The organism is Janibacter sp. DB-40 (assembly GCF_029510815.1).
GTDB lineage: Bacteria > Actinomycetota > Actinomycetes > Actinomycetales > Dermatophilaceae > Janibacter.
In genome coordinates this window covers 2,838,458-2,863,308 of sequence record NZ_CP120360.1, presented here as the reverse complement: position 1 = coordinate 2,863,308, position 24,851 = coordinate 2,838,458, and the positions used below count along the sequence as shown (strand labels likewise).

The window sequence follows — 24,851 nt, the reverse complement described above, 5'->3', positions numbered from 1 at the left end:
GAGAGTGAGAGTTCCCAATGAATCGTCGCGTCATTGCCGTACTCGTTGCGGTCCTGCTCGCCGTGGTCGGCGCCGCCCTGGTCATCAACTACGTCCGTGGTGCTGATGCGCGGGCCGTCGCCGATGCACAGCCGATCCCGGTGTATGTCGCGTCGCAGGCCGTCCCGGCGGGCACCACCCTCAAGGACGCCCTGCGCAGCGAGCTGATCACCGAGACCACGGTCGCCGCAAGTGCGTTCCCTGCCGGCGCGTTGGAGGAGATCGGCCCGGACAACAACGCCCTGCTGGCTCTCTCCGACGTGCAGGCAGGTGAGTTCCTCATGACCGACCGATTCGGGACGACTCCCACGGGGGAGAAGGCCATCGAGGTGCCACCGGGCATGGTTGCCATGTCCGTCGAGCTCTCGGACCCAGCCAGGGTCGGGCAGTTCGTCACTCCTGGCACCGACATCGCCATCTACGCGACCCACTCGATCAAGGCGGTCGGGGAGGACGATGAGACGAAGGCGTTCAACGAGCTCGACATTCACGGGACCCACGTCCTGCTGCCCGAGGTGAAGGTCATCGCCATGGGCGACACCGCGCTGGCAGCGCCTCCTGCTGCCAAGGACGAGGACAAGGAGGGGGAAGCGGAAGCGAACGCCGCCCCGAGTTTCCTCGTCACGGTCGCCGTCACACCTGAGGACGCACCCCGCCTGGCGCACGGCATCAACCAGTACACCCTGTACGCGGGTCTGCGCGGGTCGGACGTGCAGATCGACAAGAACTCGCAGGCCAATGACCTGACGGTCTTCCCCCAGGACGTGGCCGACCTGCTGAGCGAGGTGCAGTGATGACGATCCTGTGGAGCCTTGACCCGCACGTGGGCGAGACCTATCGGCTCGCCCTCGGGGGCGAGGCGGAGGTGATGACCCAGGCGCCGCGCATCCTCAAGGCGGTCGACGAGTCGGCGAACCACCAGCTCGTCGTCATCGCACCGGACATCGGTGTCGACTCCGCCTGCGAGCTCGCCGAGCGACTGCGGGTCGAGCATCAGGAGGTCGGTGTCCTCCTGCTACGCCAGCGCCTCGACGTCAACGTCATGGCCCACGCGCTGCGCAGCGGCATCCGCGAGGTCGTGCAGTCCGACGACCACACTGCACTCGCCGACGCCGTCCGGCGCAGTGAGCAGCTGACCGCGCAGCTAGCCGGCGAGGGGGCGGGTCGTGGCGAGGGGGAGACGCGGGCCCGCATCATCACCGTCTTCTCGGCGAAGGGGGGAGTCGGCAAGACGACCGTCTCGACGAACGTGGCCGCCCACCTGGCCGCCAGCGGCAAACGCACCCTGCTCGTCGACCTCGACCTGATGTTCGGCGATGTGGCCATCACCCTCCAGCTGCTTCCGTCGGGGACGGTCTCCGACCTGGTGGCCATGCGTGGTCACCTCGACAAGTCGGGGCTCGACTCAGTCGTCGCGACGCACGAAGAGACCGGACTGGACGTGGTCGCTCCCTCCAGCGACCCCGCGGACGCCGATCGGGTCCCCTCCGATGTCATCGCCGAGCTGTTGCGCACGGCCCGGGTCCACTACGACTACGTCATCGTCGACACTCCGCCGGCTTTCACCGAGCACGTGCTCACCGCCCTGGACGTCAGCGACCTGACCCTGCTCATCGCCACCCTCGACATCCCGGCGGTGAAGAACCTGCGGATCGCGATGAACACCCTTGACACGCTCGGGGCGTCCCGCGACAGTCGGGTCATCGTGCTCAACCGCTCCGGGATGAAGGTCGGCCTCGCCGACGACGAGGTGGCGACGGCCTTGAAGCAGGAGCCCGCGATCAGCATCCCCAACAGCCTGGCCGTTCCCACGGCCGCCAATCGTGGGGTGCCCCTGGTCATGGAGAACCCTCGGGATCCGTCCACGGTGGCCATCCGCGAGCTGGCCGACCAGGAGATCCGGGCCCGCTTCGGCGACCCCGTCCACACGAACGGGCGCAAGACGTCAAGGCTGCGAAGGAGCAGGGTATGAGCACTCTCGCCGACCGTCTGGACCAGGCCCGCACGGCGCAGACAGGGCCGAGGCCCTCGGAGCCGCGGGCCTCGCGGCGCTCGGACGCGCCGCAGTCGCGGCGCCGCGACGACCCCTTCGCCGCCGTCAAGGACCGCGTCCACCAGGAGCTGGTGGCCTCGCTCGGCCCCCGGCTGTACGACCCGCACCTGTCCGAGTCGGAGCTGGCCAACCAGGTGCGCACCACCCTGCAGGCCGTGATCGACGCCGAGAACACGCCGCTCTCGCAGTCGGACCGGACGAAGATCGCCCAAGACGTCTCCGACGACATCCTCGGCCACGGACCCCTCGAGCCGTACCTGCGCGACGAGGAGGTCACCGAGATCATGGTCAACGGTCCGGAGGACATCTTCATCGAGCGGAACGGGAAGATCTTCCCCGCCCCGACGCGCTTCGCCGACGATGCCCACCTGCGACGGACCATCGACAAGATCGTCTCCCGTGTCGGCCGGCGCGTCGACGAGTCCAGCCCCATGGTCGACGCCCGTCTTCCGGACGGTTCCCGTGTCAACGCGGTCCTGCCCCCGGTCGCGATCGATGGTTCCATGCTGACGATCCGCAAGTTCGCCGCCGACCCCTTCACGGACCATGACCTGGTGACGATGGGGACGATGACGCCCCTCGTGCGCGAGTTCCTGCAGGCATGCGTGCTGGGCCGCCGCAACATCATCATTTCCGGCGGCACGGGCTCGGGCAAGACGACGACCCTCAACGTCATCAGCGGATTCCTCCCCGACGACGAGCGCATCGTCACGATCGAGGACGCGGCCGAGCTGCAGCTGCACCAACGCCACGTGCTGCGGATGGAGTCACGCCCGGCGAACATCGAGGGCCGCGGCGAGATCACCATCCGTGAGCTCGTCCGCAATGCACTCCGCATGCGCCCCGACCGGATCATCGTCGGTGAGGTTCGTGACGGAGCGGCCCTCGACATGCTGCAGGCGATGAACACCGGCCACGACGGCTCGTTGACGACGACCCACGCCAACTCGCCCCGGGACAGTCTCGCTCGTCTGGAGACGATGGTGCTCATGGCGGGAATCGACCTGCCCGTCCGGGCGATCCGCGAGCAGGTCGCCGGTGCCGTCGACCTGATCGTCCAGCAGTCCCGACTCAAGGACGGCTCCCGCCGAATCGTGGCCGTGAGCGAGGTGATCGGGATGGAGGGTGAGATCATCACCCTGCAGGACATCTTCACCTTCGACTACGCTGCCGGTCGCGACGAGAGCGGTCGGTACCTTGGAGGGCTCGTGCCGACCGGTATCCGTCCGGGCTTCACCCAGGACCTCGCCGATCTGGGCATCGATCTGCCGATGCACCTCTTCGCCCGGATCACGCCATGACCCCACTCGTCGGGCGACTCCTCGCCGGCACCACCCTCCTCGGGGTCCTGCTGGTTCTCGGAGGCGCGCCGGCACAGGCCGCGATGGATGTGGCGATGAGTGACGTCGAGTCCACCGGTCCGGCGGTGACCGGCGTCCTCACCTTCCGCAGCCCGACCGCTGTCGAGGTCGACCCGGACGACCTCACCGCGACCATCGACGGCGTGAAGCGCCCAGCCAGCGTGTCCGGATCCACCAGTATCGAGCGCACGTCGATGCTGGTCATCGACACCAGCGGATCGATGGGGGCCGACGGGATGGCGACCGTCCGCTCGGCGAGTCGCGCCTACTTGCAGGAGGCACCGAAGGACGTGCAGGTCGGGGTGACGACGTTCGCGGACACCGCCGGCGTCGATCTGCCACCGACGACTGACCGCACGAAGGTGCAACGGGTCGTTGACGGGCTGATGGCCCGCGGTGAGACGAGTCTGTACGCCGCCGTCATGGCCGCGGCGAAGGAACTGGGCGGGGACGGGGACCGCAGCATGGTCCTGCTCAGCGACGGTGCCGACACCATGAGCGAGCAGCCGAAGAGGGACCTGGCGTCGGCGACCAAGGCGGTGCGAGACCGTGGGATCCGCGTCGATGTCGTGCGCTTCCAGACGGAGGACAAGGACACGATGAACGCCCTCGGCGGCTTCGCCACTGCCGGTGGTGGGTCGATGCTCGCCGCCGATGACGCGACAGCAGTCGGGGACGCCTTCCAGACGGCGGCCCGTGCCCTGAAGTCGCAGGCCAAGTTCGAGATCACGACGCCGGAGCAGCTCTCAGGCATCCACACGGTCCGGCTCGAGGGGACCGCAGGGGGCGCCCCCTTCGCCGTGGAGCAGAGGATCGATCTCGGCTCGGCACCCGCCCCCGATCCAGAGTCGGACGAGGAGGCGGGCACTGCAGCGCTGCCGGTGCCTGCCCTGGATGACTCCCCATGGCGCTCCTTCACGTTGCCGTTGATCGGGGCGCTGGCCATCGGCGTTGCCGTTTTCCTCTTTGCCTTCGGCCTCATCGTGCCCACCGTGCAGACCCGTCGTGAGCAACGGCTGGCTGCCGTCGAGAGCTACGTGGCTCCCACCATGGTGCGGTCGCGTCGCGAGGGGAAGGAGGCCTCCTCGTCGCTCAGCGAGCGGCTCGTCGTCTTCGGTGAGCGAAGGATGCAGGGGCGGCGGTCCACGGCCCGGACGATGCAGCTGATCCACCGTGCCGACCTGCCGCTGCGGGCTGGTGAGTGGTTCGTGCTGTGCGTGGTGGCGGTCATCGCGGCCGTTGCCGTCGGAGTCGTCCTCATGCCCGACGCCAAGCTCGTCGGCGCCATTCTGGGGCTGACGCTGGGCGTGGTGTTCCCACAGGTACTTCTGCGCTTCCTCGCCGCCCGCCGGGCCAAGGCCTTCGAGCGCCTGCTGCCGGACGCTCTCGTGCTCGTCTCGACGAGCCTGCGCAGTGGGTTCGGCCTGCCGCAGTCGCTCGATGCCGTCGCGCAGGACTCGGCGCCCCCCGTGGGCAAGGAGTTCTCCCGGGCTCTCGCCGAGACCCGGATCGGGACCGACATTGCCGACGCGCTGGAGCACATGGCGGATCGGATGGGCAGTGAGGCCATGGCCATGGCAGTGATGGCGATCCGCATCCAGCGGGAGGTGGGCGGCAACCTCGCCGAGACCTTGGCGACGACGGCGCACACCCTGCGCGAACGTGAGGCCTTGTACGGGCAGATGCGCACGCTGTCGGCAGAAGGGCGTCTGTCGGCGTACATCCTCATCGCGCTACCGATCGGGGTCTTCTTCTACATGACCCTGGTCAACCGTGAGTACGTGCAGCTGTTGTGGACCCATCCCCTCGGTCTACTCATGTCCGTCGGGGGCCTCGTGTCCTTGTTCTTCGGCATCCTCTGGATGCGCAAAGTCGTCACGATCGAGGTGTGACATGACCATTGTCGTCGTCGGAGTCCTTTTCATCGCCCTTGCCGTGGTCGTGATCGTCATGGCTGTCGGGGCCGGCCCGAGTGGGCCCACCGGGGTGGCGAGGAGTCTCGCGCTGATCGAGGGAAGCGTCGGGTCGCAGGCGATCGTCCGCAGTGAGCTGGCGACCAAGGACCGTCTGGTCACGCCGGTCATCAACGCCTCGCGCGCTCTGGCGACGAGACTCTCCCCGTCCGGGACGTCGGAGCGCTTGGCACGAGGTCTGGACCGCGCCGGGAACCCGTCGCCGTGGACGGTCGATCGGATCATGGGTGTGAAAGGTTTGTGCCTGCTCCTTGGTGTCGCGCTCGCACTGCTGAACGTGGGACTGAGCGCCAGCGGCCTCCTATTGGCGGTCGTGGCGGGAGCAGCGATGCTCCACCTGCCTGACGTCCTGCTCTACAACGTGGCCCTGCGCCGTCAGCAGCAGACCTCCAAGGACCTCGCCGACACCCTTGACGTGCTGAGCGTCTGCGTCGAGGCCGGACAAGGCTTCGACGCCGCCTTGCTGCGGGTGGCCCGCAACAGCGACGGCCCGATCTCGGGGGAGTTCGCCCGGGTGCTCTCGGAGATCCAGATCGGTAAGTCCCGTGGCGACGCCTTCTCGTCAATGGGGGAGCGGGTCTCCCTCCCCGAGGTGAAGAACTTCATCTCGGCCATCGTGCAGGCCGATCGGCTCGGGATCCCGATCGCCAAGGTGTTGCGGGAGCAGACTGCGGCGATGCGCGTGACCCGCCGGCAGAAGGCGGAGGAGAAGGCGCAGAAGGTGACCGTGAAGATTCTCTTCCCACTGCTGCTGTGCATCTTCCCAGCGCTCTTCGTCGTCATCATCGGCCCGGGTGCCATCCAGATGGTGGAAGTCTTCTCCGGCGGAGCGCTCTAGACGTGGCAAACGGGCCGTCGGCCACACGACGGTCCGCAACCTCATCGGCTTACGTCTCGACGTGGGTGGAGCGCTCGCGTCAGTTGCCGAGGGTGGGCGATGGCAGGCCGTCGGAGGTCAGGGTGAAGGCGGTCTGCACCAGCCGCGTGAGCTCCTCGGGCGAGCTGTCCGATTTCGCCCACAGCCGCATCGCGGCGGTCACGGCGGTCACGGCGGCAGCGGCGACGAGCCAAGGGTAGAGGTCCCTGTCGACGTCGCCACCAGTGCGCTCGGCGATCTTCAAGCGCAGGAGCTCCTCCAGGTGCGCGTGCTGTGCCACTTGGTAAGGGCGCAGGGAGGGGTTGTCGTCGATCAGCTGCATCTTCTGCACGCTCAGGCGCAGGTCCTCGGAAGTCGTCGAGGCCACGAAGTTCGTCACCACCTGGCGTAGGGCCTCAAGGGGCGCCTCGTCCTCCGGGCGCTGGGCGAACTCCTCGATGAGGTCGGCCGAGGCGTCGCCGCCGGCAGTCACGACGGCCTCTTCCTTGCACGAGAAGTAGTTGGAAACGGTGCGCGGCGAGACGAATGCCACCTGGGCGATCTCCTCGATCGTCACGTCGCTCAGCCCTTTTTCCAGGGTCAACTGAAGCGCGGCGTCCGCGATCGACTCGCGGGTCATCTGCTTCTTCAGCTCTCTGAGGCCCAACTCTTCCTTGACCATTTCCTTACTATACACGGAGTGCCCTGCCTGCGGAGTTTCTTTATCTGCAAAATTGTCGACCATAGGGAACCTACGACATCGGAGCCAGCGGCGCACCTCAGAGGGGCCGTGTTGCGGTGGCGACGTGCGCGATCAGAATCCGAATCTCGTTCTCTGAGTGCGGAATTCGCGATGGATTGTAGCCCAGGACACGGCATATATTCGTGACAAGAAAACTGGTGGATCAAGCGATCTTGCGGATACAGCAAACATCTGCCATCCTTCTCGTGGCGCTGGTTCATCTCAGGAACTGGGCCTCCCCCCTGATCGGGTCAGACGACCCGCAGACCTAGTGAAGGAAAAGTCATGAACCGTGCAGCCGCTTACCTGGCCACCATGTACACGCTCGTCGGCGACCGCTTCGAGGGTCGCAAGGAGCGCGGCGCCACCGCCGTCGAGTACGGGCTGCTGGTCGGCCTGATCGCCGTTGTCATCATCGTCGCGGTCACGACCCTCGGCACTGAGCTGAACTCGATGTTCACGGAGGTCGGGACCAAGCTGAAGGGCGGCGAGGCGCCGGCGGCCGAGACCCTCTGATCTCCGCAGGATCCGTTACCGGCGCAGCAGCCAGCGGCTGCTGCGCCGGTCGCACATCTGGAGGGTGCATGACGTCTCGACGGCAGGATCGTGGGGCGGCCGCAGTGGAGTTCGCTCTCCTGTTCCCGCTGTTGGTGCTCCTGGTGCTCGGCATCGCGGAGTTCGGGCGGGCCTACCATGTCCAGACCGTGCTGTCGGCCGCGGCTCGCGATGGTGTCCGGGTCATGGCCCTGCAGGACAGCCCCGCCGACGCCCGTGCCGTGGCGAAGACCTCGGCGTTGCCGCTCGTGACGCTGACGGACGGTGATATCGGTGTCACCCCCACGACCTGTGCCACGACCACGGGTGCGGCGCAGACGGCCACCGTCACCATCACAAGGGACGTGAGTTTGATGCTCCTGTCCGACCAGTTCACCGTCACGCTGACCGGCAAGGGGACCATGCGATGCAACGGTTGATCCGGCCCGAGGAGCGCGAGCGCGGTGCGGCCGCCGTCGTCGTGGCGCTGCTGATGGTCCCGCTGATCGGCTTCGCGGCCATCTCGATCGATGTCGCCGCCATGTATGCCGAGCGGCAGCAGCTGCAGACCGGAGCCGATGCCGCCGTGCTGGCCATCGCCCAGGACTGCGCGCGCGAGGCCTGCGGCGACCCCGCCCAGACGGCCCAGGAGCTCGCCGTTCCCAACAGCAACGACGGGGACCCCACGGCCACCCTCGCCCACTTCGACCCCACCGTCGGCCGGGTCACTGTGGACAACCAGGGCACCAGTGAGCACTGGTTCGCCCCCGTGCTCGGGCAGGAGGACAGCGCCGTGGTCTCGGCCAGGAGCTCGGCCGGCTGGGGCTACCCGAGCGGTGGCACCGCCATGCTGCCCCTGGCCCTGTCCTACTGCGAGTGGGAGAGCCAGACCGGTGGCGGCCTGCCCTCCGGCACCACACCGCGCACGATCTATCTGTCCGGCACCAGTGGCGCCGCCACGCCGTGCCCGGGGCCGTCCGGCAACGTGCCCGGCGGGTTCGGCTGGCTCAAGACCGACGGGTCCACCAGCTGCAACGCGACCTCGGTGATCCTCCAGACCCTGCTGACGGACACCGGTGTCTCGGTCTCCAGCGGGTGCACCCCCGAGGACTTCGTGGCCCTGCACGACACCACGGTGCTCCTGCCCATCTTCGACAAGTCGACGGGCACGGGCTCATCCGCGACGTACCGCGTGTATGGCTACGCGGCGTTCAGGCTCACCGGTTACAGCTTCAACGGCTCGTACAAGTGGAACGCTCCGTGCAGCGGTGACGCGCGGTGCATCCGGGGGTACTTCACCCAGTTCGTGGACCTGTCCGACGCCTTCGACTACAGCATGACCGCGCCGAGGCTCGGTGCCGCCGTCATCTCCCTGACCGAATAAGAGGAAGCACCCCCGTGTCCCGTCGTCTTGTCGCCGCAGCAGTGGCCCTCGTGCTGACCATCATCGGCACCCTCGTCATCGTGTCCTACGTGGCCGGTGCGGACGAGCGCGCCATGTCCGACCTCGAACCCGTCAAGGTGCTCGTGGTCACCGAGGAGATCCCGAAGGGCACACCGGCCAGCCAGCTGGCCGATCGGGTCGCCGTTAAGACGGTGCCGGCGTCCGCGAAGGCGCCCGGTGCCCTGACCTCCCTGGAAGAGGTCTCGGGACAGGTCGTCGAGACGGAGCTGACGACCGGCGAACAACTGCCGGCCCATCGCTTCGTCGAGCCTGACGCGCTTGCTGCGGCGGGGGAGATCGAGGCGCCCGCCGGGTCGCACCAGATCACCGTCCGGTTGGACCGCACCCGTGTGATCGGTGGCCATCTGCGCGCGGGTGAGAAGGTGGGCATCTTCGTCTCGCTCGAGGGTGAGGCCCAGGATGGCAAGACCTCCCTCATGGACCACAACGTGCTCGTGACCAGGGTCCAGGGCGGGGTGGCCCCGCCGGCTGACCCGGCCGCCGAGCCGGCCGCCGAGCCCGCGGCTGCCGCACCGCCGGCCGAGACCATCATGGTCACGCTGGCACTCGACGCTCCGGCGGCGGAGAAGGTCGTCTACGCGGCCGAGTACGAGCGCATCTGGCTCTCGCTGGAGGGCGCGAAGGCCGATGCCAGCGGCGCTCGTACCGTGACGCGGGAGAACCTGGGCCAATGACCCGCATCGCACTGGCCACCGCCTCCGCGGATCTGGAGGCCCGGTTCCGCGCCGCGACCGGGGGAGCGTTCGTCGCCCTGCCTCCGGCGCCCCTGCCGAGCAACCCGGCCCAGCTCTTCGCACTGCTCGACGGTGCCCCCGCACCGGACGTGGTGGTGCTGGACACCGAGCTGGCCGAGGAGCACGCCCTCGACTTGGCGACGCTGCTGGACGAGCAGTGCCCGCAGATCGCCGTGGTCCTGGTCGCCGAGCACGGTCCGGATCTCGGGCTGGCTGCCATGCGCGCCGGCGTCCGCGACATCTACCACCCGCAGGCCGACATCGCCGAGGTCCAGTCCGTCCTCGACCGGGCCTCGCTCGCCGCGCAGGCACTCGCGCAGACCGTCGCGCCCCCGAGCTCGGACGACCTTCCGGCGACGGGACGGGTGATCGGCGTGCTCTCCCCCAAGGGGGGTGTGGGCAAGACCACCGTGGCCACCAACCTGGCCGTCGGCCTGGCGCGCACCGCCCCCAACTCCACCGTCCTCGTCGATCTCGACGCACAGTTCGGCGATGTCGCCACCGCGTTAGACCTGGCCCCGGAATTCACCCTGGCCGACGTCGTCCACGGCTCGGCGGCACGCGACTCCATGGTCCTCAAGACCTTCCTGACCCTCCACGAGACGGGCCTGCACGTCATCTGCGGACCGCCCTCGCCCGCCGCGGCCGACACGATCACCAGTGAGGACGTCTCGCAGCTGCTGCAGATGCTCGCTCTCGAGTTCCGCTACGTCGTCGTCGACACCGCCCCGGGCCTGTCCGAGCACACCCTCGCCGCGCTGGACCGCACCACCGACCACGTCCTGCTGACCAGCATGGACGTGCCGGGCGTGCGCGGCCTGCGCAAGGAGCTGGACACGCTGGCAGAGCTCGGGATGCTCACCCCCGCCCGGCACGTCGTCGTCAACTTCGCCGACAAGCGCGGGGGGCTGTCGGTCGCGGACGTGGAAGCCACCATCGGCACCAAGGTCGACCTCCGGCTGCCCGTATCGCCCGCCACCCGGGTCGCCACCAACAAGGGGGTGCCGCTCCTGCAGTCGGGGGGCCGCGACCCGGTGACGAAAGGGTTACGACGTCTGGTCGAGCGACTCACGATCCCCGAGACCGTCATCGCGCAGCCGGACCCCGACTCACGCCCGCCCCGTCACGGACGAAGGAGAGGACGATGAACCTGTCCGAACGCCTGCAGGCAATGCGCGACCAGCAGGGCGGCGGCCGTCCTGCTGGCCAGGACCCCGTCGCGTCTCCGCAGCGCCCCGGGACCCCGCCTGTTGCCCCGAGCCCGTCGAGCGCGAGCGGAAGCGAGAGCGTCCCGCCCCCCGTGCCGCCCCCGGCGACGTCGCCGGTGAAGACGCAGACCCAGCCCGCGAAGGCACCCGCGGCGGACGCGAGAGCCCGGACGACGACCCCGCCCACCTCGCCGCGGAAGACGTCTCCGGGGACATCTCCCCGCACACCACCGGCCACCGTCACGACGGGCAGCGATGCCCTGACCAAGCTGAAGGACCGCGCCACCACGACCCTCTTCGAGCGGATCGGCGCCCGACTCAACGACCCCTCGTTGGACGAGGACCAGCTCCACCACATCGTGCGCACCGAGCTGAACCACGTCGTGGAGGAGGAGAAGGTGCCCCTCTCCGGCGACGAGCGCCGCAGACTGATCCGGGAGGTGCAGGACGACGTCCTCGGCCACGGCCCCCTGCAGCGGCTGCTCGACGACCCGGAGGTCACCGAGATCATGGTCAACGGCCCCGAGATGGTCTACGTCGAGCACCAGGGCAAGCTCACCCGCAGCGATGCACGGTTCACCTCCGAGGAGCAGCTGCGGCGGGTGATCGAACGCATCGTCTCCCGGGTCGGTCGCCGCATCGACGAGTCCTCCCCGTTGGTCGACGCACGCCTGGCCGACGGTTCCCGCGTCAACGCGGTCATCCCACCGCTGGCCTTCAGCGGCTCGACGCTGACGATCCGCAAGTTCGCCAAGGATCCCTTCAAGGTCAACGACCTCATCGGGTTCGGCACGATCAGCCCCGAGATGGCAGAACTGCTCCAGGCCTGCGTCGAGGCACGGCTGAACATCATCGTCTCCGGTGGCACCGGGACGGGGAAGACCACCCTGCTGAACGTGCTCTCCTCCTTCATCCCCGAGGGGGAGCGGATCGTCACGATCGAGGACGCGGTGGAGCTGCAGCTGCAGCAGGAGCACATCGTGCGCCTGGAGAGCCGCCCGTCCAACATCGAGGGCAAGGGCGAGATCAGCATCCGCGAGCTGGTGCGCAACTCGCTGCGCATGCGCCCCGACCGCATCGTCGTCGGCGAGGTCCGCGGCGGGGAGACCCTGGACATGCTGCAGGCGATGAACACGGGCCATGACGGCTCGCTGTCGACCGTGCACGCGAACTCACCGCGTGACGCCGTCGCGCGTCTGGAGACCCTCGTACTCATGGCCGGCATGGACCTGCCGCTGCGCGCGATCCGCGAGCAGATCGCCTCCGCGGTCGACGTGATCGTCCAGCTGACCCGTCTGCGCGACGGCACCCGTCGAGTCACCGCGGTCACCGAGCTGCAGGGCATGGAAGGGCAGACCGTCACCCTGCAGGACGCCTTCCTCTTCGACTACTCGGCCGGCGTGGACGCCTCCGGCAGGTTCCTCGGCAAGCCGGAGCCGACCGGGATCCGACCCACCTTCACCGACCGCTTCGCCGACCTGGGCATCACCCTGTCGCCGAGCGTCTTCGGTGCACCCCAGAGCGGTGCGTACCGGTGACCCGGGTCCTGACGTCCGGCGCCGGGCCGGGTGTGATCGCCCTCGCCCTCGCGCTCCTCGTGCTGACCTACCTGCTGCTCAGTCCCGGGCCGGCACGCCTGCCCAGGGACCGACGTCGTCCGCAGGACGCGCGCCCCAGTGCCCTGACCGGTGCCACCGACACGGCGACGAGGCTCGTCGACACGATCCTTCGCCGTCGCGGTGCCGACAACAGCATCGCTGCTGCCCTGGACAACGCCGGCCTGACCACGCGAGTCCAGGACTTCGCCTTCCTGGTGGGCATCGGCGCCCTGGTCGCCGCCACGATCGGCCTGCTCCTGGCGGGTCCGCTGCTCGCCCTCCCGCTGGCCGCGGCGGCCCCCCTCGTCGCCAAGATCGCACTACGCGTCCTGGCGAGCCGGCGTCGGGTCGCGTTCGCCGAGCAGCTCGACGACTCCCTCCAGCTCATGGCATCCAGCCTGCGGGCGGGTCACAGCCTCCTGCAGGCCCTGGCGTCCGTCGCCACCGAGGCCGAGGAGCCGACCTCCACCGAGTTCGCCCGCATCATCAACGAGACGAGAGTCGGCCGCCCGCTCAACGAGGCCCTCGACGAGACCGCCGAGCGCATGGGCAGCGAGGACTTCAACTGGGTCATGCAAGCGATCGTCATCAATCGTGAGGTGGGCGGCAACCTCGCCGACGTGCTCGACGGCGTCGGTCACACCATCCGTGAGCGCAACCAGATCCGCCGTCAGGTCAAGGTCTTGGCGGCAGAGGGGAAGATGTCCGTCTACGTCCTCATGGCGCTGCCGGTCGGCATCGCCGGCTTCCTCTGGCTCACCAACCCCGAGTACCTGGCTCCGTTCACGCAGAGCCTCCTCGGCTACGGGCTGCTCGCCCTGTCGCTCGTGATGTTCGCCATCGGAGGCGTGTGGCTCCGCAAGACCGCACGCATCACGTTCTGATGGCCGTCGTGGACATGGAAGGAGGGCGAGCGTGCCGCCGATGATCCTGCTGACCGCCGTCGCCACCGGCCTCTGCCTGGGCGTGCTCGTCTGGGCGGTGGTGGCCGGCCCGGACGTGACGCGCCGGCGCGTCGTGACCAATCTCCATCGCGGCCTCCCCAGCACCGGTGCCGGTGGAGAGGACGACGGGGCACGAGAGCCCGCCGCCGCTGCCCTTCCCGTGCTCGCCCGCCGACTCACTCCGGCAGGGGTCGTCAGGCGGTTGGACCTGCTCCACGGGCGGGCGGGGCGCCCGGCGGCCTGGCAGCTCGAGAGGCTCCTCGTCGTCAAGACGGTGCTCCCGGTCTTCGGCGTGCTCGTCACCCTGCTCCTGACCAGCAAGCCGCTGCTGATCGTGCTGGGGCTCACGGTCACGCTGGTGTGCTACTTCGTGCCCGAGCTGCTGCTGTACAGCCGCGGACTGGAACGACGCGAGGAGATCACCCTGTCGTTGGCCGACACCCTGGACCAGATGATGATCGCCGTCGAGGCCGGACTGGGCTTCGACTCCGCCATGGCACGGGCCGGGAAGAACGGGGACGGACCCCTGGCCGAGGAGCTGGTGCGCACCCTGCAGGACATCCAGCTCGGCCAGTCCCGCCGGGACGCCTATGACGCGCTCGCCCAGCGGACCGATGTACCCGACCTGCGCCGCTTCGTCCGCTCGATCATCCAGGCCGACGCCTACGGTGTCGCCGTGGTCGACGTGCTGCGCACGCAGGCAGCCGAGATGCGGATGAAACGGCGCCAGCGTGCGGAGGAGAAGGCCATGCAGATCCCGGTCAAGGTGATCTTCCCGCTGATGCTGTGCATCCTGCCGGTGCTCTTCATCGTGCTGCTGGGTCCGGTCGCGTTGAAGATGATGACCGCCTTCAGCTGACGCGCCTCTTGGCGGAAGGGTCCACCGGCTCTCCGCTGGGCCGAGGGCTGGCCGGTCAGCTCTCCGGCCGCTCGCCCGGGTCGTACCCCCGCGCGATGAGCGCATCACCCAGCTCCTCCGCGACCCGCGCCGACCGCACGACGACAGGAACCCCGAGCGCGGTGATCGACCACCCGCGCCCACGGGCCCGTCGCGCCTGCTGTGCGGTCTCGACGGTCGCCATGAGCAGCGGCACGCTGCGCACGGCCAGGGCGATGGTCATCCCGATGACCTCGGTGTTGACACCGACCCGTCGCAGCGGGGAGAGACCGCGCTGCAGGGTGGCCAGCATCTCGCTCACCCGGGTGGTCAGCGAGACCGTCCATGCGAGCAGCACGAGGGAGAGCAGGCGCCCGACGGTCACGGCCGCGGCGCCCGGGCCCTGCTGCCACCACATGATCGCGGCCAGCACGACCGCGGCGATGCCGACGAAGCGCAGCGGCTTGGAGAGCATGCGCAGCCGCACCCCGGTCGACAGCAGGGCGACCAGCGACGTCGCGAGCAGGCCGAGCGCGACCCACGGTGAGGAGATCAGCAGCGCCCCGATCGTGAGGAGCACGAGCGCGAGGATCTTCACCCCCGCAGGCAGCCGGTGCGCCCACGAGTCGCCGGAGCGGTAGACCCCGACGAGGTTCACGCCATCATCCGCTCGTAGTGCTCGATCACCTCGGCCGGTGCCCCGTCCGCAGCGATCACCCCGTCGGCGATGAGCAGCACCCGGTCGAAGTCCTCGAGCAGCTCCAGGTGGTGGGTGACGAGCACGAACTGTTGGCGCAGCGCGGCGAAGCGCTCCCGGGCCGCGCGCTGGTTGCGCAGGTCGAGCAGGGTCGTCGGCTCGTCGGCCACGATGATCTCCGGGTCGACGAGCAGCACCGCGGCCAGCGCGAGCTGCTGCTGCTGGCCCGAGGAGAGCAGGTGGCAGGGGTGGTCGGCGTGGTCGGCCAGACCCGAGGCGACCAGCGCCGCCTCGACCTTCGCCTCGCGCTCGGCGCGGGGCAGTCCCCGCACCGAGAACGCGAGGTCCTCACGCACCGTGGGCATGACGATCTGCGAGGTCGCGTCGGGGAAGAGGAAACCCACGGTGCGGCGGGCCCCCTTCGGGTCCTCAGCGACGTCCCGACCCGAGAGGAGCACCCGACCACGGGTCGGCCGCACGAGCGCGTTGATCGTGCGGGCGAGGCTGGACTTGCCCGAGCCGTTGGCGCCGATGATGCCGACGCGTCGCTCGGTCAGCTCCGCGTCGATCCCGCGCAGGACCGTGCGGTCCCCGAGGTCGAGGTGGACCTCCTCGAATCGGATGCTCATCGGCGCAGGATCGGCTCGACCCGGCTCAGCGGCGACGCAGGTCGGGCAGCGCGCGCAGGGCACCCGCGGCGACGATCGCCGCGAGGACGTTCTTGACCACGTCACCGATGAGGAAGGGCAGCACGGCCGCGCCCAGCGCCGCGCCGAGACCCATCCCGGTGACGGTCATCAGCCACGCGGTGCCGATGACGTAGAGCACGGGCATGCCGGCGATGCCGGCGAGCACGAGCCGCAGCACCGAGACCTCGCGGCGCACGGCCCACGTCGCGAGGGCCCCGACGACGAGCGCCGTCGGGACGAATCCGACGAGGAAGCCGCCGGTGGGCCCGGCGAAGACCCCGAGCCCACCGACGTAGCCCGCGGCGACGGGCAGGCCGATCGCGATGAGCGCCAGGTAGGTCAGCACGGTCAGCGCGCCGCGGCGTGCACCGAGGACCATCGCGGCGAGCGCGACGGCGAAGGTCTGCAGCGTGATCGGCACCGGACCGATGTCGATCGCGGGGAAGAGGGTCAGCGCGACGATGAGCGCCGCGAAGACCGCGACGTAGGCGATCTCCTTGACGGCGGAGTCGCTGTGGGTCTGCGGTGCGGCGCTCACGCGTCGTCCTCCTGGACGATGTCGACGAGGCTCGGCGCCAGGCCGATGTAGGTCTGCGGGGTCAGCGCCGCGAGCCGCTCCTCCACGTCGGCCGGCAGCCCGAGGCCGCGGACGAACTCCACGAGATCCGGCTGCCCGATGCGTCGACCGCGAGTGAGTTCCTTCAGCCGCTCGTAGGGCTCGTCCATGCCCTCGACCCCCTGGGCTGCGAGCGCCCGCATCACCGACTGGATCGGCTCGCCGAGCACCTCCCAGTTGGCGTCGAGGTCGGCGGCCATCGCCTCGGGCACGGCGTCCAGGCCGGCGAGCCCGCGGCTGGCGTTGTCCAGGGCGAGCAGCGAGTGGCCCAGGGCGGTGCCGATGTTGCGCTGCATCGAGCTGTCGGTGAGGTCGCGCTGCAGGCGCGACTGCACGAGCGTTGTCGCGAGCACGTCGAGCAGGGCGTTGCTCACCTCGAGGTTGGCCTCGGCGTTCTCGAAGCGGATCGGGTTGACCTTGTGCGGCATCGTGCTCGAGCCGACGGTGCCCTGCCCGCGCACCTGGGCGAAGTAGCCCAGCGAGATGTAGCTCCACATGTCGGTGCAGAGGTTGTGCAGCACGCGGTTGAAGCGGGCGATGTCGGCGTAGACCTCGGCCTGCCAGTCGTGCGACTCGATCTGCGTGGTCAGCGGGTTCCACGTCAGGCCCAGGTGCGTGACGAAGGCGCGCGAGATCTGCGGCCAGTCCGCGTCCGGGACGGCCGCGAGGTGCGCGCCGTAGGTGCCGGTCGCGCCGTTGAGCTTGCCGAGGTACTCGGCTCCGCGGATGCGGCGCAGCTGGCGCTGCAGGCGGTGCGCCAGCACGGCCAGTTCCTTGCCCATCGTCGTCGGCGTCGCCGGCTGCCCGTGGGTGTGGGCGAGCAGCGGCACCTCGCGCAGCTGGTCGGCCATCCCGGCCAGCGCGTCGACGAGTCCTTCGGCGCGGGGCAGCCACACCTGCGTCACGGCCCCCTGGACCATGAGGGCGTAGGAGAGGTTGTTGATGTCCTCGCTGGTGCAGCAGAAGTGGATCAGCTCGGCCAGACCGCTGTCCTGCGCGTCCGGCGCGATCCGGGAGAGGCGCTGCTTGAGGAAGTACTCGACGGCCTTGACGTCGTGCTGCGTGACCTTCTCCGTCGCGGCCATCTCGGCGATGTCCTCGGGGCCGAAGTCCTCGACCACCTGCCGCAGCGCGGCCTGCTCGTCCTCGGTCAGGGCGCGCACGCCCGGCACGACCTGGTGGGCCGTCAGGTGGATCAGCCACTCGACCTCGACGTGCACGCGCATCCGGTTCAGCGCCGGCTCGCTCAGGTGGTCGATGAGCGGGGCGACGGCGGGTCGGTAGCGGCCGTCGAGCGCACCGAGGGCGATCTGGGGAGTGGCGTCAGCGAGGCTCTGCATGCGCACATCTTCCCATCAGGCGAAGGGGGCCCCTGCCCCGGTCGGACGCGGCGCCCGTCGAGATCGTCAGCTCGAGGTCGAGGAGGACTCCGGGTCGACCGGCGGGGTGGGCAGCGGCGGCTGGTCGGCGTAGGTCTTGACGACCCGGCTCGTCATGCGGTGCAGCTCCGGCATGGTCCGCGGCCGGTCGAGGGTCGCCGTCGCCTCGGCGTAGAGGGTGCGGCCGTTGTCGAAGGTGACGTAGAGCCGCGTCTTGCGGGTCGGGTCGACGTCGGTGTCGCTGCGCACGGCGGTCACGCCCTCCTCGATCTCGACCGCCTCGCTCGACTCGCTCACGTCCTGCACCAGGCCCTGGTCGCCGGAGGACGCGGGCACGTCGAGGTAGCGCCACTGGACCATCAGGGCCCCCTCGGGGCTGGAGCTGACGACGCGGCAGCCGTCCTCCGTGGCCTCGACCGTCGCGGGCTCGCCGTCGGTCGTCCACTCGTCGACGACCTTCTGCGGGAGGAGCTTGCAGTTGATCGCGTAGGGGTCGGGCGTCGGCGGGTCGGTCGGGGTGGGCGAGGTCGGCGACGAGGAGGTCGAGCTGCTGGTCGACGGTCCAGAGCTGGTCTCGGAGGGGGAGCTCGACGAGGGACCGCCGTTGGCGTCACCGCCGCAGGCGGAGACGACCAGTGCCGCGGACGCGATCAGCGCGCTTGCGGCAGTGGTGAACCGGCGTCGTGGCATGCGACGGAGGGTACCCGCCCTGTCTGACACCGGACTGGGAGCCCGCTGGACGTGGCGCGTCGTGCGCGCGGGGACTCACTCGCGCGACGCGAGCTGCTCACGGACGAAGTCGACGATGCCGTCGGCGGCCGCGACGACCTCGGCGTAGGTGCGGTCGAAGGAGGCGTCGTCGCCGTACCACGGGTCGTCGATCGCCAGGGCGTCCCCCTTGGGCCCGCTGGGGTCGAAGGACCGGATCATCCGGATCTTCGACTGCGCATCGGGCACGGCCGCGAGCCGGCGCAGCACCGAGTAGTGCTCGTGGTCGGCGGCCAGGACGAGGTCGACATCGGTGAAGGAGCGCCGGTCGAAGACGCGAGCGCGGTGGCCCGAGTAGTCACCGGTGTGCCCGTGCCGCTCCAGCGCGTCGATCGTGCGCGGGTCGGCCGGGTTGCCCTCCTCCCACGAGGTCGTCCCGGCCGAGTCGATGGCGACCCGGTCGGACAGACCGGCCTCCTCGAAGCGCTCCCGCAGCACGAATTCGGCCATCGGCGAGCGGCAGATGTTGCCCGTGCACACCACCGTGATCCGATACGTCATACGGACATCGTCGCCCACGAGCCCGGGGAGGACCAATCGGAGGTCGTCTCCTCGGTCGATGTATCCGCGCGTCGCCCAGCGCTCGCCGATACATCCACCCGGCCGTGTCCGGGGCCGCTTACACGCCGACGGCGCGGCGCAGCTGCGCGCCGGTCCAGCGGCGGCGGTCGGGGCCGGCCGCCTCCGCCTCGCGGACGAGGTCGACGACCCGGGCGCACACCGGGGCGGTGGTGCCGTGGGTCTCGGCCAGCGCGACGACCGCGCCCTGCATCTCGTCGATCTCGGTGGGGCGACCCGCGGCCAGGTCGTCGGCCATCGACGAGCGGGCCTCCGGCGCGACCTTGAGGGAGGCGCGTGAGAGCCCGGCGAAGACCGGGTCCGGGGCGCGCAGCAGCGTGGGCACGAGGACCGGTGGCAGAGGTGTCGTCCCCGCCGGGCTCACGCCGAGGCGCTTGGCGAGGAAGAGGGCCTCCTCCTGGCAGGCGGCGAGCACGGTGCGGCAGTCGCGGTCGCGCAGCTGGACGGCCAGCGGCTCACCGGTGAGGGCGTTGACGGCGTTGTTGAGGTTGAGCAGGAGCTTGCCGAAGAGGACGCCGCGCATGTCCGGCTCGACCTCGATCTGCAGCCCGGCGCCGTGGGCCGCCCGGATGAAGGGGTCGACGCGTGGGTGGTCCTTGACCTTCATCCGCCCGCTGACCGTCTGCGCCCAGTGGGTCTCGCCGACGCGCACGACGTTGAAGGGGACCATCCCCGACAGCGCGAGCGGTCGGGAGGCTCGGCTGGGGAAGGCCGAGCCGAGAGCCTCGTCGATCATCGAGGCGGCGCGCAGCCCGTTCTGGAAGGAGACGACCACCGAGTCGTGGTCGAGGTACGGCGCGATCTGCCGGGTGGCGTGGACGGTGCCGCTGCTCTTGGTCGTCATCAGCACGTAGTCGGTGTCGACGACGGCGCTGGCCTCGGTCGCCAGGGTGAGGCGCTCGGGCGGGACGGTGCGGCTGCGGCCCTTGAGGTCGCTGACCGTCACCCCCTGCTGCTCGATGGCGTCGATGATCGGGGCGCGGCCGATGAGAGTGACGTCACTGGACGAGGCGAGCCAGCCCCCGAGATGGCAGCCGATGCTGCCGGCCCCCATGATCGCGACACGCGTGCGGCGCACCGCCTCACCCCCTCTTGACACCTCCGTGGTCCTCCGTCCGATCGTATCCATGTCGCAGCCGGTACCGGGTCCCCCTTCGCCCCTCACCTGCGGGTCCCGCGGCGAGGGGCGACAGGGAGGGGCTAGACCGGGACCCTCTCCTCGGCCGGTGCCGCGGCGGTGCGCCGGGTGAGCGCCTCGCCCTCGACGTCGACGTTGGGCAGCAGGCGGTCGAGCCAGCGCGGCATCGCCCAGGCGCGGTCACCGAGCAGGTACATCAGCGCCGGGATGAGCGCCATCCGCACGACGAAGGCGTCGAGCAGGACGGCGGTCGCCAGTGCGAAGCCCATCGACTTGATGAGGTTGTCCGGCTGCAGCACGAAGGCGGCGAAGACGGAGATCATGATCACCGCGGCCGCCGTGACGACCCGGGCCCCGTGGCGGAATCCGTCGACGACCGCCTCGTGGGCGCTCTCCCCGTGGACGTACGCCTCCCGCATCCGCGTGACGAGGAAGACCTGGTAGTCCATCGCCAGGCCGAAGACGATCCCGATCATCAGGATCGGCAGGAAGCTGATCAGCGGGGCCCCGTCGACGAGGCCGAAGAGGCCCTCCTGGAAGACGAGCACGGTCGCCCCGAGCGTCGCCATCGTCGACAGGACGAAGCCGAGCGTCGCGGTGAGCGGCACGAGGACCGAGCGGAAGACGAGCATCAGCAGCACGAAGGCCAGCCCGACGACGACCGCGAGGTAGGGGACGAGCGCGTCCTGGAGCTTCTCCGAGACGTCCACCTGGATCGCGTTGAGGCCGGTGACGCCGATCGTCGTGCCGGTCGCCTCCTCGAGCTGCGGGACCCGGTCGCGCACCTCGTGCAGCAGCTCCTCGGTGGCGGGGTCGCTCGCCGAGGTGGTGGGGGTGACGAGCACCTGGCCACCCTGCCCGGACTCGTTGACACCGACGACCTGGGCGTTGGCCACGCCGTCGAGCGCACCGAGCTCGGCCGCGACCTCGCCGAAGGCGGCACCGGCCGCGCGCGGGTCCTCGACCTCACGGGCGTCGACGACGACGGCCATGCGGGCCTCCTGGCCCTCGCCGAAGTGCTCGGCGATGAGGTCGCCCGCCTGGCGCTGGGAGGTGCCCTCCGCGGCGGTCGAGTCGGTCGGCAACGCGAGGCTGAGGTCCTTGGCCGGGACGGCCAGGGCGCCGAGGGCGAGGACCGTGACGAGCACGGCCAGGACCGGGCGGGCGCCGATGGCGCGGGCCCAGCGGGTGCCGCCGTTGTCGGTGGTGGCGCCCTCCTCGACGATCCGGTCCTTGCGGATCTGCCCGGCGAACGCGCGCCGGCCGAGCGCCCCGAGGATCGCCGGCAGCAGGGTGAGGGCGACGAGCACGGCGACGAGGACGGTACCCGCGGCGGCCAGGCCCATGGCGGTGAGGAAGGGGATGTTGACGACGGCGAGCGCGGCGAGCGCGATGATCACCGTCAGGCCGGCGAAGACGACGGCCGAGCCGGCCCGGCCGACGGCCAGGCCCATCGCGTGCTCGCGGTCGCCCGTCTCCCGCAGCTCGGTGCGGTAGCGGGAGAGGATGAAGAGCGCGTAGTCGATGCCGACGGCGAGGCCGAGCATCGTGGCCAGGATCGGGGTGGTCGTCGACAGGTCGAAGAAGGCGGTCGCGCCGAGGACGCCGAGCGCGCCGGTGCCGACACCGACGAGTGCGGTGAGGATCGGCAGGCCGGCGGCGACGAGCGAGCCGAAGGTCAGCACGAGCACCAGCAGCGCGACGCCGATGCCGATGAGCTCGCTCGTGACGCCCATCTCCGGCATGCCCTGCATGCCGGAGCCGGTGGCGGCGGCCTCGAGCCCGGCGTCGCGGGCGTCCTCGACGGCCGCGTGGACGGCGTCCTTGGTGGCCGGCTCGACGTCGGTGACGGAGTCCGCGTCGAAGGTCCACTGGATCAGGCCGGCACGCCCGTCCTCGGACAGCGGGGAGACGACCGCGGCGTTGGCCTCGGCGACCTCCTTGGGCGTGCCGTTCTCCTGCGCCGACGCGAGGTACTGCTGGGTCACGCCCCGGTCCGCGGTGACGGGATTGACGAACTGCTCCGGGTCGCCCGCCTGCGGCACCTCGCGCAGCGCGGTGAGCAGGTCCTCCACGGCCTTGCGGTTGGCCGGGTCGGAGAGGCGCTCGTCCTCGGGTGCAGCCACGACGACGGTGCCCGCGGGGGTCTCGAGCGGGTCGTCGGCGCCGGGGAAGAGCTCCTGCTGCAGCTCCATGGCCTGCTCGGAGGGGATCCCCGGGATCGTGAAGGAATCGGACATCGGCTTGGCGATCGTCGTGGCGACGCCGCCGATGGCGACGAGGACGAGGAGCCAGCCGACGAGGAAGGCGGGCCAGCGCCGGTGCGCGAGCCGCCCGAGCCGGTAGAGGGCGTGGGCCATGGTGGGTGCCTTTCGGGGCGTCGTGGGTGGTGGCCTCGTCGTCGGGGCCGGAGGAGGACGAAGGGGGTCAGCCGCGCTACGTGGAGCTCGGGGCCGGGTGCGCGGAGAGGGCGCAGGAGCCTAAGCAGTTGCGCACGATGTGCTGCCGGTACGGGGGGCGAGGACCTCGCGGGCGAGGTCGAGGTTGTGGTGGATGCGGGCGGTCAGGCCCCCGGTGCCGAGGTCGCTGGGTGAGGCCTCGATGAGGTCCTGGACGGCACGTCCGATGAGACCGCCGACGACGGTGAAGACGATCTTGGCCTGCTCCTCGCCGACCCCGTCACGGGCGGCGAGGTGCGTGACCAGGGACAGGCCGAGCTCGTCCACGTGGTCCTGTACGCGCACGAGCAGCTCGGGGTTGCGGCGGATGACGTCATGCAGCTGCTGCCAGTCCGCGGCGGTTGCGTCGTCGCCGCCGAGGCTGTCGATGGCGGTGATGACGAGGTCCTCCACGAGGTCACCCGTCGGGCCGCCCGAGCGCAGGGTCGCGACCTGCTCGTCGGTGATCCGGGGCAGCACGCCGAGGACGGCCTCCTCCTTGGAGGAGACGTGGTTGAAGAGGGTGCGGCGCGAGCACCCCACCGCGGCGGCGAGGTCCTCGACGGTGAAGCCGGAGTAGCCGCGCTTGACCGCCAGGCGCTGGGCGGCGGCGATGATCGCCTGCCGCCTGCTGCTGGTCGTTGCACTAATTGCCACAGAGTGCATTCTGCACTATCGCGACAATCGTGCAAAATCCTTCGCAGGAGCCTAAGCAGTTGCGCAGAAGGGGGCCGTTTCTCTGCAGGAGCCTAAGCAGTTGCGCGGGTGGGGCCTGCTTCTGTGCAGGAGCCTAAGCAGTTGCGAAGGGGGCGGGTGCGCGCCGAAGGGCCGCCGTCCGCGGTGGACGACGGCCCTTCGGTGGGGCGATGTGGTGTCAGGCGACGGGGGTGGCGGCGAGACGGCCCACGAGGGCCCGCAGCTCGGCGAGGGCCTCGGCGTCGACCAGCGTGCCGTCGACGAAGGCCTCGTGGGAGGTCCCCACGCCGAAGGTGTCCTCGACGACATCGGCGCCGGCGACCTGGAGGGCGCGCACGGCGTCGGTGCGGGCCCACTGCGCTGCATACGGGGCGGCGGAGGCGGCCAGCACGATCGTCCGCGTGCCGGAGACGCAGGCCTCGCCGTAGGGGCGCGAGGCCCAGTCGATGGCGTTCTTCATGACGCTCGACAGGGTGCCGTTGTACTCCGGCGTGACGGCGATCAGTGCGTCGGCGTCCGCGATGGCGCGGCGCAGCTCCTCGGCGACGGCCGGGACGCGACCCTCGGCGTCGAGGTCCTCGGAGTAGTGCGGCAGGTCGGCGACGCGGTCGAAGACCCGGGCGGTGCTGCCCTCGGGCAGCTGGGCGATCGCGTTCTCGGCGAGCTGACGGTTCGTGGAGTCGGCGCGGAGGCTGCCGACGAGGACGATGACGTTCATGTGGGGCTCCCTTGTGGGGTGGTCAGTGAAGATGAAGGTTCAACCAAAATAGTAGCAAGTTCAACCATCTGACCGGACGCCGGGGTGGTGCGGGCTGTTCCCTCCGCGCAGCCGAGCGGGGGCGAAGGGGGCATCCCCCCTTCGCCCCCGCGTGCGGGCAGGCTTGTGCCCTACCTCATGTCACGGGACGCGTCCCACCACACGAGGTAGGGCACAAGTCCGCAGGACTGGTCAGTCTCAGGCCCGGGTGATCGTCCCGGACGTCTCCCCGTGCTTCTTGCACTCCGCGACCCAGCCCTCGGCGGTCTCGTTCACCGTCAGGCGGCGCCGGCAGCTCGGGCAGTACTGCGGCGGACCCTGCTCGAGGCGCTGGCGGCAGAGCACGTGGCTCTTCTTCGATGCCGACTCGCCGCAGTGGCCGCAGTAGGTGACGGTGCGGACCGGAGGGATCGCACCGAGCGTGTCGGGGTCGCTCCAGCCGGAGTCGCCGGCAGCGGGCAGGTCGCTCGTCACAGGCCCACGTCCAGGGACGGGTGCGGCATCTGCAGGTCAAGCACAGCGTGGTCCTCCTCCGGGGCAAGCCCGTGTGTGGCGAGGTCGTGGTCGACGATCACGGCAGGGGTCCGCCGGGCGGATCGTCCTTCGCGCCGGGGCCGCCGAGCGTGAGCCCGGTAACACACCGGCGTAGCGAGGATAGTGCGCGAGGTGGGGATTGCGAACCATGCCCCTGCCCCCGGGTCACCGCCGGA

General features: G+C 70.1%; 25 protein-coding genes. 13 read left to right on the top strand and 12 right to left on the bottom strand.

The genetic code is table 11. The annotated features are described in order from the left end of the window. Positions 1-17 precede the first annotated feature (17 nt). Genes PVE36_RS13725 through PVE36_RS13705 form a run of 5 tightly spaced genes read left to right on the top strand, consistent with a single transcriptional unit; the run spans position 18 to position 6,264 of the window. Positions 18-833 carry an RcpC/CpaB family pilus assembly protein gene (locus PVE36_RS13725; protein ID WP_277453118.1) on the top strand — a complete coding sequence of 272 codons (816 nt, stop codon included), beginning with the start codon at positions 18-20 and terminating at the stop codon, positions 831-833. After that, positions 833-2,011: an AAA family ATPase gene (locus PVE36_RS13720; protein WP_277453112.1), complete on the top strand. Its 1,179-nt coding sequence runs from the start codon at positions 833-835 to the stop codon at positions 2,009-2,011. The genes PVE36_RS13725 and PVE36_RS13720 overlap by 1 nt, the downstream gene beginning before the upstream one ends. Beyond that, positions 2,008-3,393 carry a CpaF family protein gene (locus tag PVE36_RS13715; RefSeq protein ID WP_277453111.1) on the top strand — a complete coding sequence of 462 codons (1,386 nt, stop codon included), beginning with the start codon at positions 2,008-2,010 and terminating at the stop codon, positions 3,391-3,393. Before PVE36_RS13720 ends, PVE36_RS13715 begins: the two co-directional genes overlap by 4 nt. Next, complete coding sequence (locus PVE36_RS13710) at positions 3,390-5,345, top strand: type II secretion system F family protein (protein WP_277453110.1); 1,956 nt, start codon at positions 3,390-3,392, stop codon at positions 5,343-5,345. The genes PVE36_RS13715 and PVE36_RS13710 overlap by 4 nt, the downstream gene beginning before the upstream one ends. Before the next feature lies 1 nt (position 5,346). Beyond that, positions 5,347-6,264, top strand: coding sequence for a type II secretion system F family protein (locus PVE36_RS13705; RefSeq protein ID WP_277453109.1), 918 nt, complete (start codon positions 5,347-5,349; stop codon positions 6,262-6,264). Between the two features lie 79 nt (positions 6,265-6,343). On the opposite strand, the gene PVE36_RS13700 is transcribed toward PVE36_RS13705, so the two are convergent. Further along, on the bottom strand, positions 6,344-6,964 hold the full coding sequence (locus PVE36_RS13700) for a TetR/AcrR family transcriptional regulator (protein WP_277453107.1): 621 nt from the start codon (positions 6,962-6,964) through the stop codon (positions 6,344-6,346). A gap of 345 nt (positions 6,965-7,309) precedes the next feature. Between PVE36_RS13700 and PVE36_RS13695 the strand changes: the two genes are divergently transcribed. The 8 genes from PVE36_RS13695 (at position 7,310) to PVE36_RS13660 (ending at position 14,366) form a co-directional block, all read left to right on the top strand. Then, complete coding sequence (locus PVE36_RS13695; protein ID WP_277453106.1) at positions 7,310-7,540, top strand: Flp family type IVb pilin; 231 nt, start codon at positions 7,310-7,312, stop codon at positions 7,538-7,540. 68 nt (positions 7,541-7,608) lie between these two features. Then, complete coding sequence (locus PVE36_RS13690; protein WP_277453105.1) at positions 7,609-7,998, top strand: TadE/TadG family type IV pilus assembly protein; 390 nt, start codon at positions 7,609-7,611, stop codon at positions 7,996-7,998. Next, positions 7,986-8,942, top strand: a complete 957-nt coding sequence (locus PVE36_RS13685) for a pilus assembly protein TadG-related protein (RefSeq protein ID WP_277453104.1) — start codon at positions 7,986-7,988, stop codon at positions 8,940-8,942. The genes PVE36_RS13690 and PVE36_RS13685 overlap by 13 nt, the downstream gene beginning before the upstream one ends. Before the next feature lie 14 nt (positions 8,943-8,956). Further along, complete coding sequence (locus PVE36_RS13680; protein ID WP_277453103.1) at positions 8,957-9,697, top strand: RcpC/CpaB family pilus assembly protein; 741 nt, start codon at positions 8,957-8,959, stop codon at positions 9,695-9,697. Further along, the gene (locus PVE36_RS13675) at positions 9,694-10,905 is read left to right on the top strand and encodes an AAA family ATPase (RefSeq protein WP_277453100.1); all 1,212 of its coding nucleotides are present in this window, start codon (positions 9,694-9,696) and stop codon (positions 10,903-10,905) included. The genes PVE36_RS13680 and PVE36_RS13675 overlap by 4 nt, the downstream gene beginning before the upstream one ends. Positions 10,906-11,081: 176 nt before the next feature. After that, a complete protein-coding gene (locus PVE36_RS13670) occupies positions 11,082-12,503 on the top strand; it encodes a CpaF family protein (protein WP_346780592.1) in 1,422 nt (473 codons plus the stop codon). Then, complete coding sequence (locus tag PVE36_RS13665) at positions 12,500-13,447, top strand: type II secretion system F family protein (protein WP_277453098.1); 948 nt, start codon at positions 12,500-12,502, stop codon at positions 13,445-13,447. Before PVE36_RS13670 ends, PVE36_RS13665 begins: the two co-directional genes overlap by 4 nt. Positions 13,448-13,487: 40 nt before the next feature. Next, positions 13,488-14,366, top strand: a complete 879-nt coding sequence (locus PVE36_RS13660) for a type II secretion system F family protein (protein ID WP_346780647.1) — start codon at positions 13,488-13,490, stop codon at positions 14,364-14,366. A 55-nt stretch (positions 14,367-14,421) separates the two neighbouring features. On the opposite strand, the gene PVE36_RS13655 is transcribed toward PVE36_RS13660, so the two are convergent. The 11 genes from PVE36_RS13655 to PVE36_RS13605 all read right to left on the bottom strand — a co-directional run bounded on the left by PVE36_RS13655 (position 14,422) and on the right by PVE36_RS13605 (position 24,615). Next, positions 14,422-15,042, bottom strand: a complete 621-nt coding sequence (locus PVE36_RS13655) for an energy-coupling factor transporter transmembrane component T (RefSeq protein ID WP_277453095.1) — start codon at positions 15,040-15,042, stop codon at positions 14,422-14,424. Further along, positions 15,039-15,710 carry an ABC transporter ATP-binding protein gene (locus PVE36_RS13650; RefSeq protein WP_277453094.1) on the bottom strand — a complete coding sequence of 224 codons (672 nt, stop codon included), beginning with the start codon at positions 15,708-15,710 and terminating at the stop codon, positions 15,039-15,041. The genes PVE36_RS13655 and PVE36_RS13650 overlap by 4 nt, the downstream gene beginning before the upstream one ends. Positions 15,711-15,735: 25 nt before the next feature. Continuing rightward, complete coding sequence (locus tag PVE36_RS13645) at positions 15,736-16,308, bottom strand: biotin transporter BioY (RefSeq protein WP_277453091.1); 573 nt, start codon at positions 16,306-16,308, stop codon at positions 15,736-15,738. Further along, the gene (gene purB / locus PVE36_RS13640; protein ID WP_277453089.1) at positions 16,305-17,726 is read right to left on the bottom strand and encodes an adenylosuccinate lyase; all 1,422 of its coding nucleotides are present in this window, start codon (positions 17,724-17,726) and stop codon (positions 16,305-16,307) included. Before purB ends, PVE36_RS13645 begins: the two co-directional genes overlap by 4 nt. A 66-nt stretch (positions 17,727-17,792) precedes the next feature. Beyond that, positions 17,793-18,455 carry a hypothetical protein gene (locus PVE36_RS13635; protein ID WP_277453088.1) on the bottom strand — a complete coding sequence of 221 codons (663 nt, stop codon included), beginning with the start codon at positions 18,453-18,455 and terminating at the stop codon, positions 17,793-17,795. Between the two features lie 75 nt (positions 18,456-18,530). Continuing rightward, a complete protein-coding gene (locus PVE36_RS13630) occupies positions 18,531-19,034 on the bottom strand; it encodes a low molecular weight protein-tyrosine-phosphatase (RefSeq protein WP_277453087.1) in 504 nt (167 codons plus the stop codon). Positions 19,035-19,152: 118 nt separating this feature from the next. After that, positions 19,153-20,190, bottom strand: coding sequence for a 2-dehydropantoate 2-reductase (locus tag PVE36_RS13625; protein WP_277453085.1), 1,038 nt, complete (start codon positions 20,188-20,190; stop codon positions 19,153-19,155). 122 nt (positions 20,191-20,312) lie between these two features. Beyond that, the gene (locus PVE36_RS13620) at positions 20,313-22,610 is read right to left on the bottom strand and encodes an MMPL family transporter (RefSeq protein WP_277453084.1); all 2,298 of its coding nucleotides are present in this window, start codon (positions 22,608-22,610) and stop codon (positions 20,313-20,315) included. 120 nt (positions 22,611-22,730) lie between these two features. Further along, complete coding sequence (locus PVE36_RS13615; protein ID WP_277453083.1) at positions 22,731-23,345, bottom strand: TetR/AcrR family transcriptional regulator; 615 nt, start codon at positions 23,343-23,345, stop codon at positions 22,731-22,733. Between the two features lie 217 nt (positions 23,346-23,562). Then, positions 23,563-24,102, bottom strand: coding sequence for an NAD(P)H-dependent oxidoreductase (locus tag PVE36_RS13610; RefSeq protein WP_277453082.1), 540 nt, complete (start codon positions 24,100-24,102; stop codon positions 23,563-23,565). 237 nt (positions 24,103-24,339) lie between these two features. Next, positions 24,340-24,615 carry a hypothetical protein gene (locus PVE36_RS13605; RefSeq protein ID WP_277453081.1) on the bottom strand — a complete coding sequence of 92 codons (276 nt, stop codon included), beginning with the start codon at positions 24,613-24,615 and terminating at the stop codon, positions 24,340-24,342. Between the last annotated feature and the right edge of the window lie 236 nt (positions 24,616-24,851).